The organism is Pseudomonas sp. TH04, assembly GCF_016651355.1.
Classification (GTDB): Bacteria; Pseudomonadota; Gammaproteobacteria; order Pseudomonadales; family Pseudomonadaceae; genus Aquipseudomonas; species Aquipseudomonas fluorescens.
Genome location: NZ_JAEKEA010000001.1, coordinates 5763419 through 5778492, shown reverse-complemented (window position 1 = coordinate 5778492; position 15074 = coordinate 5763419). Strand labels below are relative to the sequence as shown.

17 protein-coding genes are annotated in these 15074 nt (G+C 58.4%); 3 read left to right on the top strand and 14 right to left on the bottom strand.

Annotated elements, in window-relative coordinates; translation table 11 throughout:
• Positions 1–3: 3 nt before the first annotated feature.
• From pheT to thrS, 6 genes are all read right to left on the bottom strand, one after another.
• Positions 4–2382: a phenylalanine--tRNA ligase subunit beta gene (gene pheT / locus JFT85_RS26120; RefSeq protein WP_201230682.1), complete on the bottom strand. Its 2379-nt coding sequence runs from the start codon at positions 2380–2382 to the stop codon at positions 4–6.
• Positions 2383–2408: 26 nt separating this feature from the next.
• A complete protein-coding gene (pheS, locus tag JFT85_RS26115) occupies positions 2409–3425 on the bottom strand; it encodes a phenylalanine--tRNA ligase subunit alpha (protein WP_034099107.1) in 1017 nt (338 codons plus the stop codon).
• Between the two features lie 109 nt (positions 3426–3534).
• Positions 3535–3891 (bottom strand): 50S ribosomal protein L20, encoded by a 357-nt coding sequence (gene rplT / locus JFT85_RS26110; protein ID WP_053257052.1) that lies wholly within the window; start codon positions 3889–3891, stop codon positions 3535–3537.
• Between the two features lie 30 nt (positions 3892–3921).
• Positions 3922–4116, bottom strand: a complete 195-nt coding sequence (gene rpmI / locus JFT85_RS26105) for a 50S ribosomal protein L35 (RefSeq protein WP_002553160.1) — start codon at positions 4114–4116, stop codon at positions 3922–3924.
• A gap of 60 nt (positions 4117–4176) precedes the next feature.
• Positions 4177–4728: a translation initiation factor IF-3 gene (infC, locus tag JFT85_RS26100; protein ID WP_169875357.1), complete on the bottom strand. Its 552-nt coding sequence runs from the start codon at positions 4726–4728 to the stop codon at positions 4177–4179.
• Entirely contained in the window at positions 4728–6650 is a 1923-nt protein-coding gene (gene thrS / locus JFT85_RS26095) for a threonine--tRNA ligase (RefSeq protein ID WP_053257053.1), read from the bottom strand. The genes infC and thrS overlap by 1 nt, the downstream gene beginning before the upstream one ends.
• A 371-nt stretch (positions 6651–7021) precedes the next feature.
• Here thrS and JFT85_RS26090 point away from each other — a divergent pair, with 371 nt between their 5' ends.
• Together JFT85_RS26090 and JFT85_RS26085 are read left to right on the top strand one after the other, a co-directional pair.
• Positions 7022–7336 carry a hypothetical protein gene (locus tag JFT85_RS26090; RefSeq protein WP_053257054.1) on the top strand — a complete coding sequence of 105 codons (315 nt, stop codon included), beginning with the start codon at positions 7022–7024 and terminating at the stop codon, positions 7334–7336.
• Positions 7337–7625: 289 nt separating this feature from the next.
• Positions 7626–7838: a cold-shock protein gene (locus JFT85_RS26085; RefSeq protein WP_032631434.1), complete on the top strand. Its 213-nt coding sequence runs from the start codon at positions 7626–7628 to the stop codon at positions 7836–7838.
• Positions 7839–7911: 73 nt separating this feature from the next.
• Here the strand turns inward: JFT85_RS26085 and JFT85_RS26080 are convergent, their stop codons facing one another.
• Complete coding sequence (locus tag JFT85_RS26080) at positions 7912–8232, bottom strand: I78 family peptidase inhibitor (RefSeq protein ID WP_053257055.1); 321 nt, start codon at positions 8230–8232, stop codon at positions 7912–7914.
• 143 nt (positions 8233–8375) lie between these two features.
• A complete protein-coding gene (locus JFT85_RS26075) occupies positions 8376–8684 on the bottom strand; it encodes a hypothetical protein (RefSeq protein ID WP_053258007.1) in 309 nt (102 codons plus the stop codon).
• A 172-nt stretch (positions 8685–8856) separates the two neighbouring features.
• On the opposite strand from JFT85_RS26075, the gene JFT85_RS26070 reads away from it, so the two are divergent.
• Entirely contained in the window at positions 8857–9069 is a 213-nt protein-coding gene (locus JFT85_RS26070; RefSeq protein ID WP_053257056.1) for a hypothetical protein, read from the top strand.
• A gap of 33 nt (positions 9070–9102) precedes the next feature.
• Here the strand turns inward: JFT85_RS26070 and JFT85_RS26065 are convergent, their stop codons facing one another.
• From JFT85_RS26065 to JFT85_RS26040, 6 genes are read right to left on the bottom strand one after another with little or no spacing between them, the layout of a single operon-like run.
• Complete coding sequence (locus JFT85_RS26065) at positions 9103–10131, bottom strand: nucleoside hydrolase (RefSeq protein WP_053257057.1); 1029 nt, start codon at positions 10129–10131, stop codon at positions 9103–9105.
• A gap of 26 nt (positions 10132–10157) precedes the next feature.
• Entirely contained in the window at positions 10158–10562 is a 405-nt protein-coding gene (gene rbsD, locus JFT85_RS26060; RefSeq protein ID WP_201230680.1) for a D-ribose pyranase, read from the bottom strand.
• Positions 10559–11476 (bottom strand): ribokinase, encoded by a 918-nt coding sequence (gene rbsK, locus JFT85_RS26055; RefSeq protein ID WP_053257059.1) that lies wholly within the window; start codon positions 11474–11476, stop codon positions 10559–10561. Before rbsK ends, rbsD begins: the two co-directional genes overlap by 4 nt.
• A 23-nt stretch (positions 11477–11499) precedes the next feature.
• Positions 11500–12522, bottom strand: a complete 1023-nt coding sequence (locus JFT85_RS26050; protein WP_201230677.1) for a LacI family DNA-binding transcriptional regulator — start codon at positions 12520–12522, stop codon at positions 11500–11502.
• Positions 12523–12525: 3 nt separating this feature from the next.
• Positions 12526–13503 (bottom strand): ABC transporter permease, encoded by a 978-nt coding sequence (locus JFT85_RS26045; RefSeq protein ID WP_053257061.1) that lies wholly within the window; start codon positions 13501–13503, stop codon positions 12526–12528.
• On the bottom strand, positions 13500–15053 hold the full coding sequence (locus tag JFT85_RS26040; protein ID WP_053257062.1) for a sugar ABC transporter ATP-binding protein: 1554 nt from the start codon (positions 15051–15053) through the stop codon (positions 13500–13502). Before JFT85_RS26040 ends, JFT85_RS26045 begins: the two co-directional genes overlap by 4 nt.
• Between the last annotated feature and the right edge of the window lie 21 nt (positions 15054–15074).

Genomic DNA, 15074 nt, shown 5'->3' with positions numbered 1-15074 from the left:
ACGTCACTTCCTTAACGTGGCGTTCAACCTTTGTTCGAGCGAGGTGAGGATATTTTGTGTCGTGGTATTCACCTCATCGTCATTAAGAGTGCGCGATGGATGCTGCCAGGTCAAGCCAACTGCAAGGCTTTTTCTATGCGGATCAATGCCTTTACCCTGATAGACGTCAAATAGCCTGAGGTCTGTCAGCCATTCCCCTGCATTTTCACGGATTACATCCAGAACAGCAGTGGCGGCCACGTCACGGTCGGCAATCAGCGCCAGGTCACGACGCACTTCAGGGAAGCGCGACAACTCGCTGAATTTAGGCATTTTGCCCGACGCCACTTCCGCCAGCACCAGCTCAAAAACGAACACAGGGCGGTCGAGACCGAGGTTTTTCGACAGCTCGGGGTGGATCGCACCGACGAAGCCCACCAAGCGCCCTTCGCGCTCGATACGCGCAGTCTGGCCCGGGTGCAACGCTGGATGATTGCCTGGCACGAACGTGAAGTCGTTCAGTGCACCGGCAAAGCCCAATACCGCTTCTACATCAGCTTTAACGTCGAAGAAGTCCACGGCGTCACGGCCCTGTGCCCAGCCTTCCGGCAGCCGGCTACCGCACACCACACCGGCGAGCATCGGCTCTTGCTTCAGGCCGTCGAGTTGGCCGACGAAACGCAGGCCGCTTTCGAACATGCGTACGCGATCCTGCTGACGGTTCAGGTTATGCGAAAGTGCCTTGACCAAGCCTGGCCACAGCGACGAGCGCATGGCGGCCATGTCGTTGGAGATCGGGTTAGCCAACAGCAACGGCTCGACACCTGGGTTGAACAGTTCGAACTGCTTCGGATCGATGAAGCTATAGGTCACGGCTTCCTGGTAGCCACGGGCAACCAGCAGGCGACGCAACTCAGGCAGGTGCGCACGCGCTTCGGCCTTGGGTTGCGGTGCCAGGCGCGCTTGCGGGTAGCGCACCGGCAGACGGTTATAGCCATACAGACGGGCCAGCTCTTCGATCAGATCAACTTCAAGGCTGATATCGAAACGATGGCTTGGCACTTCAACGTGCCACTGCCCTTCGGCGCCAGCGGAAATGCCAAGGCCAAGTGCCGACAACAATTGCTCGATCTGCGCAGGCTCGATCACCAGGCCGAGCATTTGCTCGACGCTTTTGGCGCGCAGCGTAATAGGGGCAACGGACGGCAGGTACTGTTCGTTGACGGTTTCGGTGATCGGGCCGGCGTCGCCACCGGTGATCTCCAGCAGCAGGCCAGTGGCGCGCTCCATGGCTTCACGGGCCAGCTTCCAGTCCACGCCACGCTCGTAACGATGCGAAGCATCGGTGTGCAGGCCGTAAGAACGCGCCTTGCCGGCGATGGCGATCTGATCGAAGAACGCGCTTTCGAGGAAAATATCGCGAGTGGTCGCGGACACGCCGCTGTGCTCGCCACCCATCACGCCGGCAATCGCCAGGGCGCGGGAATGGTCGGCGATGACCAGGGTATCAGCGCGCAGGCTGACTTCCTGGCCGTCGAGCAAGACCAGCTTCTCGCCTTCTTCGGCCATGCGCACGCGGATACCGCCATTGATTTCGGCGAGATCGAACGCGTGCAACGGTTGGCCCAGCTCCAGCATCACGTAGTTGGTGATGTCGACGGCAGCGTCGATGCTGCGCACATCGGCGCGACGCAGGCGCTCAACCATCCACAGCGGGGTTGGCTTGGAGAGGTCGACGTTACGGATCACACGGCCCAGGTAGCGTGGGCAAGCGTTGGGCGCCAGCACTTCAATCGGGCGCACTTCCTCGTGCACGGCAGCGACTGCGGCAACCACGGGGCGGGTGACCGGAACGTTGTACAACGCGCCGACTTCACGGGCCAGGCCAGCGAGGGACAGGCAATCGCCACGGTTCGGGGTCAGGTCGACCTCGATGCTGGCGTCTTCCAGCGCCAGGTAGACACGAACGTCCTGGCCTACGGGTGCGTCAGCCGGCAGCTCCATCAGGCCGTCGTTGCCCTCGCCCACTTGCAGTTCTGCCTGGGAGCAGAGCATGCCGTTGGACTCAACGCCACGCAGCTTGGCTTTCTTGATCTTGAAGTCGCCGGGCAGTTCGGCGCCGATCATGGCGAACGGAATCTTCAGGCCCGGGCGCACGTTTGGCGCTCCGCATACGACCTGGAAGGTTTCGGTGCCATTGCTGACCTGGCACACCCGCAATTTATCAGCATCAGGGTGCTGCTCGGTGCTGAGCACTTCGCCCACGACCACGCCGCTGAAAACACCGGCGGCCGGCGTTACGCTATCGACCTCAAGGCCGGCCATCGACAGACGAGCAACCAGCTCGTCGCGATCTACCTGCGGGCTTACCCAGCCACGCAGCCATTGTTCACTGAATTTCATCCTGCTCTCCTAAAGATTCGTTACGACTAGCGAAATTGCGCGAGGAACCGCAAGTCGTTGTCGAAGAACAGACGTAAGTCGTTCACGCCGTAACGCAGCATGGCCAGACGCTCAACGCCCATGCCGAAGGCAAAGCCCGAGAACTCTTCCGGGTCGATCCCGGACATGCGCAGCACGTTGGGGTGAACCATGCCGCAGCCCATCACTTCCAGCCAGCCGGTCTGTTTGCAGACGCGGCAGCCTTTACCGCTGCACATCACGCACTCCATATCGACTTCGGCGGATGGCTCGGTGAACGGGAAGAACGAAGGACGGAAACGTACCGCCAGCTCCTTCTCGAAAAACACCCGCAGGAATTCTTCGATGGTGCCTTTGAGGTCGGCGAAATTGATGTCGCGATCAACCAGCAGGCCTTCGACCTGGTGGAACATCGGCGAATGGGTGATATCCGAGTCGCTACGGTACACACGGCCTGGGCAGACGATGCGGATCGGCGGCTTGTTCGCTTCCATGGTGCGGACCTGTACCGGCGAGGTATGGGTGCGCAACAGCATGTTCGCGTTGAAATAGAAGGTGTCGTGCATCGACCGGGCCGGGTGATGGCCTGGGATGTTGAGCGCCTCGAAGTTGTGATAGTCGTCTTCGACCTCAGGGCCTTCGGCAATGCCGTAGCCAATATGGGTGAAGAACTGCTCGATACGTTCCAGAGTCCGGGTGATCGGATGCAGACCGCCCGAGGCCTGGCCACGGCCAGGCAAGGTGACGTCAATGGACTCGGCGGCGAGCTTGGCCGCAAGATCGGCCTCCTCGAGCGACGCCTTGCGCGCATTGAGAACCTCTGTGACACGCTCCTTGGCGACGTTGATCAGCGCACCGACTTGCGGACGCTCTTCAGCCGGCAAATTCCCCAGGGTCTTCATCACCTGAGTCAATTCACCCTTTTTGCCAAGGTAGTGAACCCGGATTTGCTCCAGGGCATTGATATCTTCAGCGCTTTGCACAGCCTCAAGAGCTTGAGCAACGAGCGCGTCCAGGTTTTCCATGTACAGACTCCAGATACAAAATAGGGGAAGAGCTTGAAGGCTCTTCCCCTATTTATGACGTTTACCACCCTGGGTTGCAGGAGCAACCCAGGGTGACTGTCGGGGGTACTTAAGCCAAAGTGGCTTTAGCTTTCTCGACAATCGCAGCAAACACCGCTTTATCGTTCACGGCCAGTTCAGCCAGAACCTTACGGTCGATTTCGATGGACGCTTTTTTCAGGCCAGCGATGAAACGGCTGTAGGACAGACCGTTAACACGTGCACCAGCGTTGATACGAGCGATCCACAGAGCGCGGAACTGACGTTTTTTCTGACGACGGTCACGGTAGGCGTATTGGCCTGCCTTGATTACCGCTTGCTTGGCAACACGGAATACGCGTGAACGCGCGCCGTAGTAGCCTTTAGCAAGTTTCAGAATTTTTTTGTGACGCTTACGGGCAATGACGCCACGCTTTACACGAGCCATGAGTTACTTCCTCTATTCTTGATCCAAAAATTAACGAAGGCGCAGCATGCGCTCGACTTTTGCCACGTCAGACGGATGCAGCAAGCTGCTACCGCGCAGTTGACGCTTACGCTTGGTCGACATTTTGGTCAGGATGTGGCTCTTGAAAGCGTGCTTGTGCTTGATACCGTTAGCAGTTTTCAGAAACCGCTTAGCAGCACCACTTTTAGTCTTCATCTTTGGCATGTTCGGATACTCCGCATTCAGTTGATAAACATAATCAGAAGGCCTGCCGTGCCCTGTTGATTACTTCTTCTTTTTCGGGGCGATGACCATAATCAGCTGGCGTCCTTCCATCTTAGGATGCTGCTCGACAGAACCGTACTCCAACAGGTCAGCTTCAACCCGCTTGAGGAGTTCCATCCCCAGCTCCTGGTGGGCCATCTCACGGCCGCGGAATCGCAAGGATACCTTGGCCCTGTCCCCATCACTCAGGAAACGTACCAGGTTGCGCAGTTTTACCTGGTAATCCCCTTCCTCCGTCCCTGGACGAAACTTGATTTCTTTTACTTGAATCTGCTTCTGGTTCTTCTTCGCTGCAGCAATCTGCTTCTTCTTCTCGAAGATCGACTTGCCGTAGTCCATCACCCGGCAAACGGGTGGGATTGCATCGGCGGAAATTTCCACCAGGTCCAATTTGGACTCTTCAGCAATACGAAGCGCTTCATCAATCGAGACGATGCCAATCTGCTCGCCGTCAGCGCCAATTAACCGAACCTCGCGTGCCGAGATATTCTCGTTGATCGGGGCTTTCGGTGCAGCTCGTTTATCTTGTCTCATTTCACGCTTAATAATAATTACTCCGAATCTGGGCGACCACGCCGGGAAACCGCTTGCGCGAGGAACTCAGCGAACTGGGCGACGGGCATCGAGCCCAGGTCAGCACCTTCACGAGTACGCACAGCGACAGTCTGCATCTCGACTTCCCGATCTCCGATAACCAAAAGATAGGGAACCTTGAGCAAAGTATGCTCGCGGATTTTAAAGCCGATCTTTTCATTTCTCAAGTCGGACTTGGCACGAAATCCGCTTTCGTTGAGAGTTTTTTCAACTTCAGCAGCAAAATCGGCCTGTTTATCAGTGATATTCATGATCACTGCCTGGGTCGGAGCCAGCCACGCAGGGAATGCACCCTCGTAGTGCTCGATCAGGATACCGACGAAACGTTCGAACGAGCCGAGGATCGCCCGGTGCAGCATAACCGGGTGCTTACGGCTGTTGTCTTCGGAGACGTATTCGGCTCCCAAACGGATCGGCAGGTTAAAATCGAGCTGCAAAGTACCACATTGCCAGACACGACCAAGACAATCTTTCAGCGAGAACTCAATTTTCGGACCGTAGAAGGCGCCCTCACCCGGCTGCAGATCGTACGCAAGGCCCGCATTGTCTAGCGCTGCGGCCAATGCAGCTTCGGCGCGATCCCACAGTTCGTCGGAGCCGACGCGTTTTTCCGGACGAGTGGACAGCTTCATTTCGACTTCGGTGAAGCCGAAATCGCGATAAACGTCCATGGTCAGCTTGATGAACGCTGCGGATTCGGACTGCATCTGCTCTTCGGTGCAGAAGATGTGGGCGTCATCCTGAGTGAAGCCACGCACACGCATGATGCCGTGCAGCGCACCCGACGGCTCGTTACGGTGGCAGGCACCGAATTCGGCCAGACGCATCGGCAACTCGCGGTAGCTCTTCAGGCCTTGGTTGAACACCTGCACGTGGCACGGGCAGTTCATCGGCTTGATGGCGTAGTCGCGGTTTTCCGACTGGGTGGTGAACATGTTGTCGGCGTAGTTGGCCCAGTGCCCGGATTTCTCCCACAGGCCGCGATCAACGACTTGCGGAGTCTTGATCTCCAGGTAGCCGTTATCGCGCTGAACCTTGCGCATGTACTGCTCGAGTACCTGGTACAGGGTCCAGCCGTTCGGGTGCCAGAACACCATGCCCGGCGCCTCTTCCTGAAGGTGGAACAGGTTCAGGCGCTTGCCGATCTTGCGGTGGTCGCGTTTTTCGGCTTCTTCGATGCGCTGGATGTAGGCGGCCAGCTGCTTCTTGTCAGCCCAGGCAGTGCCGTAGATCCGCTGCAATTGCTCGTTCTTCGCATCCCCGCGCCAGTAGGCACCGGACAGCTTGGTCAACTTGAACGACTTGAGGAAGCGTGTGTTCGGCACGTGCGGGCCACGGCACATGTCGACGTATTCTTCGTGGTAATACAGGCCCATGGCCTGTTCGTCCGGCATATCCTCCACCAGACGCAGCTTGTAGTCCTCACCACGCGCGGTGAACACGTCGATCACTTCGGCGCGCGGCGTGACTTTCTTGATGACGTCGTAATCTTTTTCGATCAGCGCGTGCATGCGCGCCTCGATCGCCGCCAGGTCGTCCGGAGTGAAAGGACGCTCGTAGGCGATATCGTAATAGAAGCCTTCGTCAATGACCGGGCCGATGACCATCTTCGCGGTCGGGTACAGCTGCTTGACCGCATGGCCAATCAGGTGGGCACAAGAGTGGCGAATGATCTCCAGCCCCTCTTGATCCTTCGGCGTAATGATTTGCAGGCTGGCATCGGCGGTGATCAGGTCACTGGCGTCAACCAGCTTGCCGTCGACCTTGCCGGCCACGGTGGCCTTGGCCAGGCCAGCACCAATGGATGCGGCGACCTCGGCTACGGAAACCGAATGATCGAATGAACGTTGACTGCCATCGGGAAGAGTAATAGTTGGCATGGCGCCTCCTCTCCTAGTGGTGACCCCTACCAAAGGTCACGTGGGTTGGGATGAGCCAGTACAAGATCCAACACCAGGCCGTTCAGTGATGAACGCCTGCCTTACAGCGGCAGGAGCCTTTCGGCCAACCGATAATCGAACCAGAGTGACTGGAGTGAACTCAAAAAAGAACATGGCAAGGCGGCAATTGGCACGCCTGTAAATAGCCAAGCGCAGGATGCTAGCACAGATGAACGGTCATCGCGCCGACACGGCCTTACGAAATACAAATTCCAGCGTTTATAGCTGCAAAAGTGAACTTGAGCTGTACGACAGGCCTCAAACACACCGAGAATCGCCGTTCGTCCTCAAGACTTCAGGAGCCTTTAACTATGCGTTTTTCCTCGACCTTCGCGCTTGCTGCATCGCTGGCCTTCCTCTCCTTCGGTGCGCAGGCTGCAGCCCCATCGAACTGGCCTTCGGCCGCTGAACGGGAAAACTTCGTCAAAGACTGCACGTCGGCCGCTCAGCAGAGCGTTGACGCCAAAACCGCCAAAGACCATTGCGAATGTGGCGCCGACAAGATCAATGCGGAATTGAGCACCGCTGAAATCAAGGAGCTCATGACCAACCAGAACGCCAAGCAGGAGCTTAAAAACAAAGCGGTCACGGCTATTTCGTCTTGCAAAGTCGTGAAGAAAAAGTAAGAACGACCACTGATCAGGCAGCCATTTCGCTGAAAAAAAAGCCTTAAAACTGCCATTTCTCACAAATTACGCAGCTTTTACGGCTTTTTTTAACAGCTGATATTTCGCAGCAAAACCCCGTAGATCGGGGCTTTCAGCCGATCAAGGCACTAAACGCTACGTCATTGATTAGCAAACAATGCCTTGGGGGGGCTCCCAAGCCGAACATTTCGACTATGATAGCCAAGTGTGCCCAGTTGGCCTGAGCAGCACAGCACTACTGAAAATATATGTTTCTTGGAGATACACCATGTCTAATCGCCAATCCGGCACCGTTAAATGGTTCAACGATGAAAAAGGCTTCGGCTTCATCACTCCTCAAGGTGGCGGTGACGACCTGTTCGTACACTTCAAAGCTATCGAAAGCGACGGTTTCAAAAGCCTGAAAGAAGGCCAAACCGTTTCCTTCGTGGCTGAGAAAGGCCAAAAGGGTATGCAAGCTGCACAGGTTCGCCCAGAGTAATTCTGTGCTGAGCTAAAAAAACCCCGTCCATGTGACGGGGTTTTTTATGGGCGCTGCAAAAGCCGGAGCGCTATCAGCCGCAGTTGACCCGCGTGATCACCAGGTTGTCGTCGGTGTTCAGGTTCAAGCGGTCGGAGCGGTATTCCAGAGTGATCATGTCGTTAGGCTTGAGGATCCGCGCGTTCTGCGCGCCGGCACGGGTACGCGCCTGATCCAGCAACTGAGGCGAGGCTTTCTGGCCGATGGCGAATTCGGCAGCTTTCGACTCACAACGGCTATGGCCTGCGTCAGCAGCGGCGACGCCTTTGCCTGGCTCTGGGGCACCCGGGGTGCTGCAACCCGCCAACGCGAGTGCTGCCAACAAAGTGCCGAATGATGCGAGCTTCCAAGGCATGAAGCCTCCTATGATAAAAATGGACAGAGATCGTGCGACCGCGATCTGGCCGTTTGGTTTCAAGACGTAAATCGGCTGACGGCAAGTCTGCCTGACTCAAGGCGAGCATTCGCCCGGTCAATCGTCACCAGATATGAACGCACTCAGTAGATGTCGATGTAATCAAACGGTGGGGTTGGCCAATTCTGCGCGAGCGCATTGAAAATCTGCATGACCCAGACCTCATCGCTGGCCGCGACTTTACCGACATAACCCGAACCCTTCGCCCAGGTTTCCAGGCGAAACAGCAGGCCGTCAATCTCGACACCGCCTACGGCCTTCCCGGAGGAGATATACGCGATACCGGCCTTGGTCACTCGTAACTGGGTATGCTCGTCGTCACTGGCACTGGCGAGCAGTTGACGAACCGCCTCCAACGTGAGGTTATCGGGGTTGTTCAAATCGATCTGCACCTGGGGTTCCCCGGCAATTGAATTGAACAACAGTGTCGCACAGCGCCGGCCTCAACCCGAAGTACCTCATGCCTAAGTAGCAGTGCCAAAGACCACGCAAAAATGGTTAACTGCCGCGATTAAAACCGCGTAACAGCGCACTGCCCAGCACTTCCAACCCCGCGAGCCCCCCATGACCACTGTAACCCTCCAAGCCGACATCAAAGCCAAGTGGCCTCAAGGACAGAGCTCCTACAGCCCCGGAAGCCCGGAGGAGTTGGCAATCATCGGAATCGACCTGTTGGTCAAGGAACTCGGCACTCAGGCCGCGCAGGCCTTCATCGGCCAGGTATTCGAGAAGTACCCGGCCGATCACATGGGCGCACACAAGCCCGAGCGCGAATAAGAACCGGCCGGCGAGCGCCGACCGCTACACAGATTACTTCAGGCGCGCCAAGCGCTCGGTCAGCAGATCGAAGAAGCCTTGGGCGTCGCCGTTCTCAACCCAGAACGCGTTCTTCGGCTGTTTCAAGCCGTCATACCAATCGACGATGGTCTGGCCGAAGGTCGGACCTTCGCGACTGTCCACCACCACGTTAACCTCACGCCCACTGAACAGTGCCGGCTTGAGCAGATAAGCAATGACGGTAGCGTCGTGTACCGGGCCGCCCGGGATGCCGTAGTGCTCCATGTCGCCTTTGACGTATTCATTGAGAATGTCGCCAACCACTTTGCTCGCATTGTTGTTAATCGCTGCGATTTTCTTCAGGCGCGCTTCGCTGGTCAGCACCTTGTGGGTCACGTCCAACGGCAGATAGGTCAGCTTGACGCCACTTTTGAGCACGATTTCAGCGGCGATAGGGTCCGCGAACAAGTTGAACTCAGCCACCGGAGTGATATTGCCACCATTGAAGTGCGCACCGCCCATCACCACCACTTCCTTGATGCCTTGGGTGATTTCCGGAGCCTGGGTCAACGCCAGCGCCAGGTTGGTCTGTGGGCCGAGCATGGCGATGGTGATGCTGTGCGGCTTGGCAGTGCTGAGCGTTTTGATCAGGTAGTCGACCGCGTTGCCGTCAGCCAGGCCTTTTTTGGGCTCATGCACGGTGACACCGGAGATACCTTCCTTGCCGTGAATATTCTCAGCGTAAATCGGCGTGCGCAGCATCGGTTTTGGCGCGCCTGCGTACACAGGAATTTCCTCACGCCCTGCCCACTCACGAGCCAGGCGAGCGTTGCGGGAAGTCTTGTCCAGGCGCACGTTACCGGCGACGGTGGTCAGCGCACGAATGCTCAGTTCCTCCGGAGAGGCCATGGCAAACAGCAAGGCCACTACGTCATCAGCACCTGGGTCGGTATCGATGATCAGGTCGATTTTTTCCGCCGCTTGGGCGCTGGCGGCTGTGAGCGCGGACAAAAGCAGGACACTCCGAAACAGGTTTTTCAGGGTTGGAAGACCACGTTGCATGACACACTCCTTGTCGTAAGAAAACTCTAGAAGGTTACGCCGGACACCAGCGCGATATTGCAATAAGGCTGGCACTCGCCAGTGCGCACCACGGCGCGGGCCTTGCGGCTGAGCTGCTTGAATTCTTCGTGGCTGACCAGGCGACGCTCGCCGAGGGCAGCTTGTTCTGTCAGCGCGTTGAGCGAGGTGAGCGCAGGAGGCTGCTTGAGCAGGATTTCTTCCGCCAATACATGGCTTTCGACCTGCATTTCACTCAACACAATACGCAGGGTGCTGATGAAATCAGGAATGCCCTGAGTCAGCGCCAGGTCAATCAACTCGACGCCCGGCGGCACCGGCAGGCCGGCGTCGCCAATCACCAGGATGTCACCATGACCGAGAGACGCGATCACGCGCGACAGGGCGATATTGAGCAGAGGTGTCTTTTTCATGAGGGTATAAAACCTTGAACGTCCTGCAATGCAGGGATAGAGGGTTGTGCACCGGCGCGGGTGACCGACAGCGCAGCGGCGACTTGACCAAAGCGAATGGCCTCGGCTTCGCTTTTACCGTTGGCAAGCGCGGCGGCAAAACCACCCACGAAGGTGTCACCGGCCGCGGTGGTGTCCACCGCCTTTACTTTGGGCGCCACCAGGTGCTCAAAGCCGTTGCCATCGGCAAACAGCGCGCCCTGTGCACCCAGAGTGATGATCACTTTTCCGGCGCCCGCTTTGATCAACTGCGTCGCGGCGACCTTGGCGCTGTCGAGGGAGTCGACGGTCACGCCAGTTAATTCACCGGCTTCGCTTTCGTTCGGAATCAGATAGTCGATCGAGGCGTACCATTCCTTCGGCAACGGGCCGCTGGCCGGTGCCGGATTGAGGATCACCGTCTTGCCCAGTTCACGACCGCGCTTAAGCGCATGGCCCACGGTGTCCATAGGGACTTCCAATTGGCAGACGATCACATCGGCCGCCTGCAACACCGCATCGGCCAACTGCAACGAAGCCGGCGTCAGCTCACCGTTGCTTCCCGCAACGATCACAATCGCGTTCTGGCTGCTGTCATCCACCACAATCAATGCCACGCCGCTCGAACCGTCTACCGAGCTGACGGCCTGGCAATCAATGCCCTCCACCAGCAACGCGTCGCGCAATTGAGTGCCGTAGGCGTCCGTGCCGACGCAGCCAATCATCGCCACATCAGCGCCCAGGCGCGCCGAAGCCACTGCCTGATTGGCGCCCTTGCCGCCCGGTACGGTGGAAAACGTTTGGCCAATCAGGGTTTCACCGGCGCGCGGCAAGCGACTGGCGCGGGTGACCAAATCCATGTTCAAGCTGCCTATTACCACTACTTTTGCTGGCATACATCAGTACTCATCAATTCGGTTCAGCGGTATTGGGCGAACACACCGGCAAACGGCGCCGTTGACTCACGCAACACAATGCTTGGCGTCACGATGCGCTGATCGATCGGCAGTTGGGGTGTCGCAATTCGTCGCAATAAGAGTTCGGCGGCCGTCTCGCCCAATTGCAGGATTGACTGTCCGACCGTGGTCAGCGCCGGGTACACGTAGCGGCCCATTTGAATATCGTCAAAACCGATCACCGACAGCTCGCCAGGCACACGAATATTGCGCTCGGCTGCCGCACGTAATACACCGAAACCGATCATGTCGTTACTGGCGAAAATCGCACTCGGCGGGTTTTCCGACAGCAACTGTACCGCAGCGGCATACCCTCCGGTGCTGGTGAAGTCGCTTTCCAGGGTGCGACTGGCCGTTACTTCCACGCCCGCCTCATGCAACGCACGGTGGTAGCCCGCAAGCCGCATTTGCGCCACACGGGTGTGGCCGGGGCCACCAATGCAGGCGATGTCCCGGTGCCCCAGTTCAAGCAAGTGCCGGGTCGCCAGGTAAGCGCCTTCCTCGTGGTCGATACGCACCAGGTCGACATCAATGCCGTCCAATGCCCGGTCGACAATCACCATGGGCGTGCGCACCGCGCTCAATCCCGCAGCAAGGCCGCTGTCATCGCCACCTACCGAGGTCACGATCAAGCCGTCAATGCGCTTCTCCAGCAATACGCGCAGGTAGCTGCGCTGCTTCTCGGCGTTATCGTCGGAGTTGCAGAGGATCACGCAATACCCATTACGCTCACAGTAATCCTCGATGCCCCGCGCCAGTTCGGCAAAATACGGGTTAAGGCTATTGGGCACCAGCAGGCCGATGGTGGCGGTGGTCTTGGCTTTGAGTGAGCGGGCGACGGCACTCGGCACATAGTCCAACTGCTTGATCGCCGCTTCAACCTTGATCCGCACAGGCTCGCTGACCGGCCGCGTCTTGTTCACCACATGGGAAACGGTGGTGTAGGAAATACCTGCGAGCGCTGCCACATCCTTGATCGTTGCCATGGTTCAGCCCCGCCGACTGGCGCGCTGGCTGCGGTAGGTGTCGAGGACCACGGCAATCACGATCACGGCACCGGTGATGATGCGTTTGGTGGGCTCCGTGGCACCGATCTGCGCAAGGCCGGCCGCCAGCACCGAAATAATCAACACACCGAAGAACGTACTGATAACCGAGCCGCGCCCGCCCATCAGGCTGGTGCCGCCGATCACCACTGCCGCGATCACTTGCAACTCAAGGCCGGAGCCGGCATTCGGGTCCGCCGCTTCCAGGCGTGAAATCTGGAACAGTGCCGCCACACCGGCCAACAGCCCCATCAGGCTGAATACCAGGATCTTGTAGGGCTTGGGATTGATCCCGGCCAGACGCACCGCCTCTTCGTTGGTGCCGATACCGATCAGGTAACGGCCGAACACAGTACGGGTCAACACCAACTGAGCAGCGACGATGACCAGCAAAGCAATGATAAACGATGGCGAAATTCCGAACGCAACCGGGTTGGACAACCAGGCAAACGAATCACCAATATAAGCGGTGCGCGAACCGGTCATCTGGTAAGCCACGCCACGCGCCATTTCCAGCACACCGAGGGACACGATAAATGACGGAATGCGCCAGGCCACAGTAATCGAACCGGTGATGGTACCCGCCAACGCCGCGCAGCCCATGCCCAGCACAGCCGCCGGCAATACGCCCCAACCCCAGCTGAGAATTGCCACGCTGACCGCCGATGCCGCCAAGGCCAGCACCGAGCCCACCGACAGGTCGATACCGCCGATGATCAGGATGAACGTCATGCCCACCGCCAGCACCATCAGGTCCGGAATCTGGTTGGCCAGGGTGCTGAAGGTGTCATAGGACAGGAAGTGATCGCTGAGTACCGAGAACAGCGCAATCATGGCGAGCAAGGCACCGGCCAGCCCCAGATAAGTACCCAGGCCGTAGAAGTTGCCGCCGGTTTTACCCGGGGAGTTTGTTGTTTTCATGGGGTATCCCTAAGCACTGCGTCGTTCAGCAGCGCGTCACGTTTTTGATAGCCGGCAAAGGCGGCGGCGAGCAATTCGTCCTGGGTCCAACTGTCGCGTTCGAAGGTCTCGATCAGGCGTCCGGCGGACAGCACGCCGATGCGGTCGCAGATCAGCATCAGCTCCCGCAGGTCGCTGGACACCACGACCAGCGCTTTGCCCTGGCGCGTCAATTCGCCGAGTAACGCATAAATGTCGAACTTGGCGCCGACATCGATACCGCGGGTTGGCTCGTCAAAGAGCATCACCGCGCAATCGCGCTCCAGCCAACGGCCGATCACGACCTTCTGCTGGTTGCCGCCCGACAGCTCGGACACCAGCTGTGCAGGGCTAGAGCTGCGGATGCGCATGGCATCAATCTGGCGCTTGGCCAGGGCCGTTTCGTCGCGGCGGTTAACCACGCCGCCGCCGGAAATTTCCGGCATGTTGCCCAGCGCGATATTGGCGCTGATGGATTGGCTCAGCAGCAGGCCTTCACCCTTGCGGTCTTCGGTAATCAGAGCAATGCCATGAGCCACCGCGTCCACCGGCGAACGGATACTCACCACCTGCGCTGGCGACCCCAAGGCCACCGTGCCACTGTCGGCCAGGTCGGCACCGAAAATCAGGCGTAGCAATTCAGTCCGGCCCGCACCGATCAGGCCGGAGATGCCATAGATTTCCCCGGCACGCACTTCAAACGACACATCGCGGACCTTGTCCGAGCGGGTCAGCCCTTTCACCGTCAGGGCGGGGCCACCAATGGTGCGTGGCCCCAGGTCGATCTGCTCACCCAGTTCGCGACCGACCATCAAGGTGACCAGCTGCTCACTGTTGTAATTGGCCATCGGCTCGACGCAGACCAACTTGCCGTCGCGCAACACCGCAATACGCTGCGCGACGCGGGCCAGTTCTTCGAGCCGGTGTGAAATATAAATGATCGCCACGCCCCGGGCCTGCAGGCGGGTGATTTGCTCGAACAGCATCTCGACTTCACGGGCAGTGAGCATGGCCGTGGGTTCGTCGAGGATCAGTACATGGCAGTCGCCGATCAGGTTACGGGCGATTTCGACCATTTGTTGATGGCCGATGCCCAGGCTCCCGACCAGGGTGTCCGGGTCGATCGCGTCCAGCCCGACGTGGGCCATCGCCTCGATCGCGGCCTTGCGCAGTTGGGTGCGGTTGATCCAGCCACAGTTTCTGGGCAGGTTGTCCAGGAACAGGTTTTCGGCCACGGTCAGCGTTGGCAACAGGTTGAGTTCCTGCATAACCATGCGCACGCCCAGCTCTTCAGCCTGGGTGCGGCTACCGGGGCGGTAATCCTGGCCATTGAACTGCATGTGCCCGGTGGTCGGCGTGACCAGCCCGCCGATGATTTTCGACAACGTGCTTTTACCAGCGCCGTTCTCACCGGTCAGCGCCAGCACTTCCCCGCGATTGAGCGTCAGGGTGATGTCGGACAGAACCGGTTGGGCATAGGTCTTGCCGATACCGCTGACCGAGAGGACAGCGTTCGGGGCGGAAGATGACATAAGAAAAATCTCCAGGCGCCC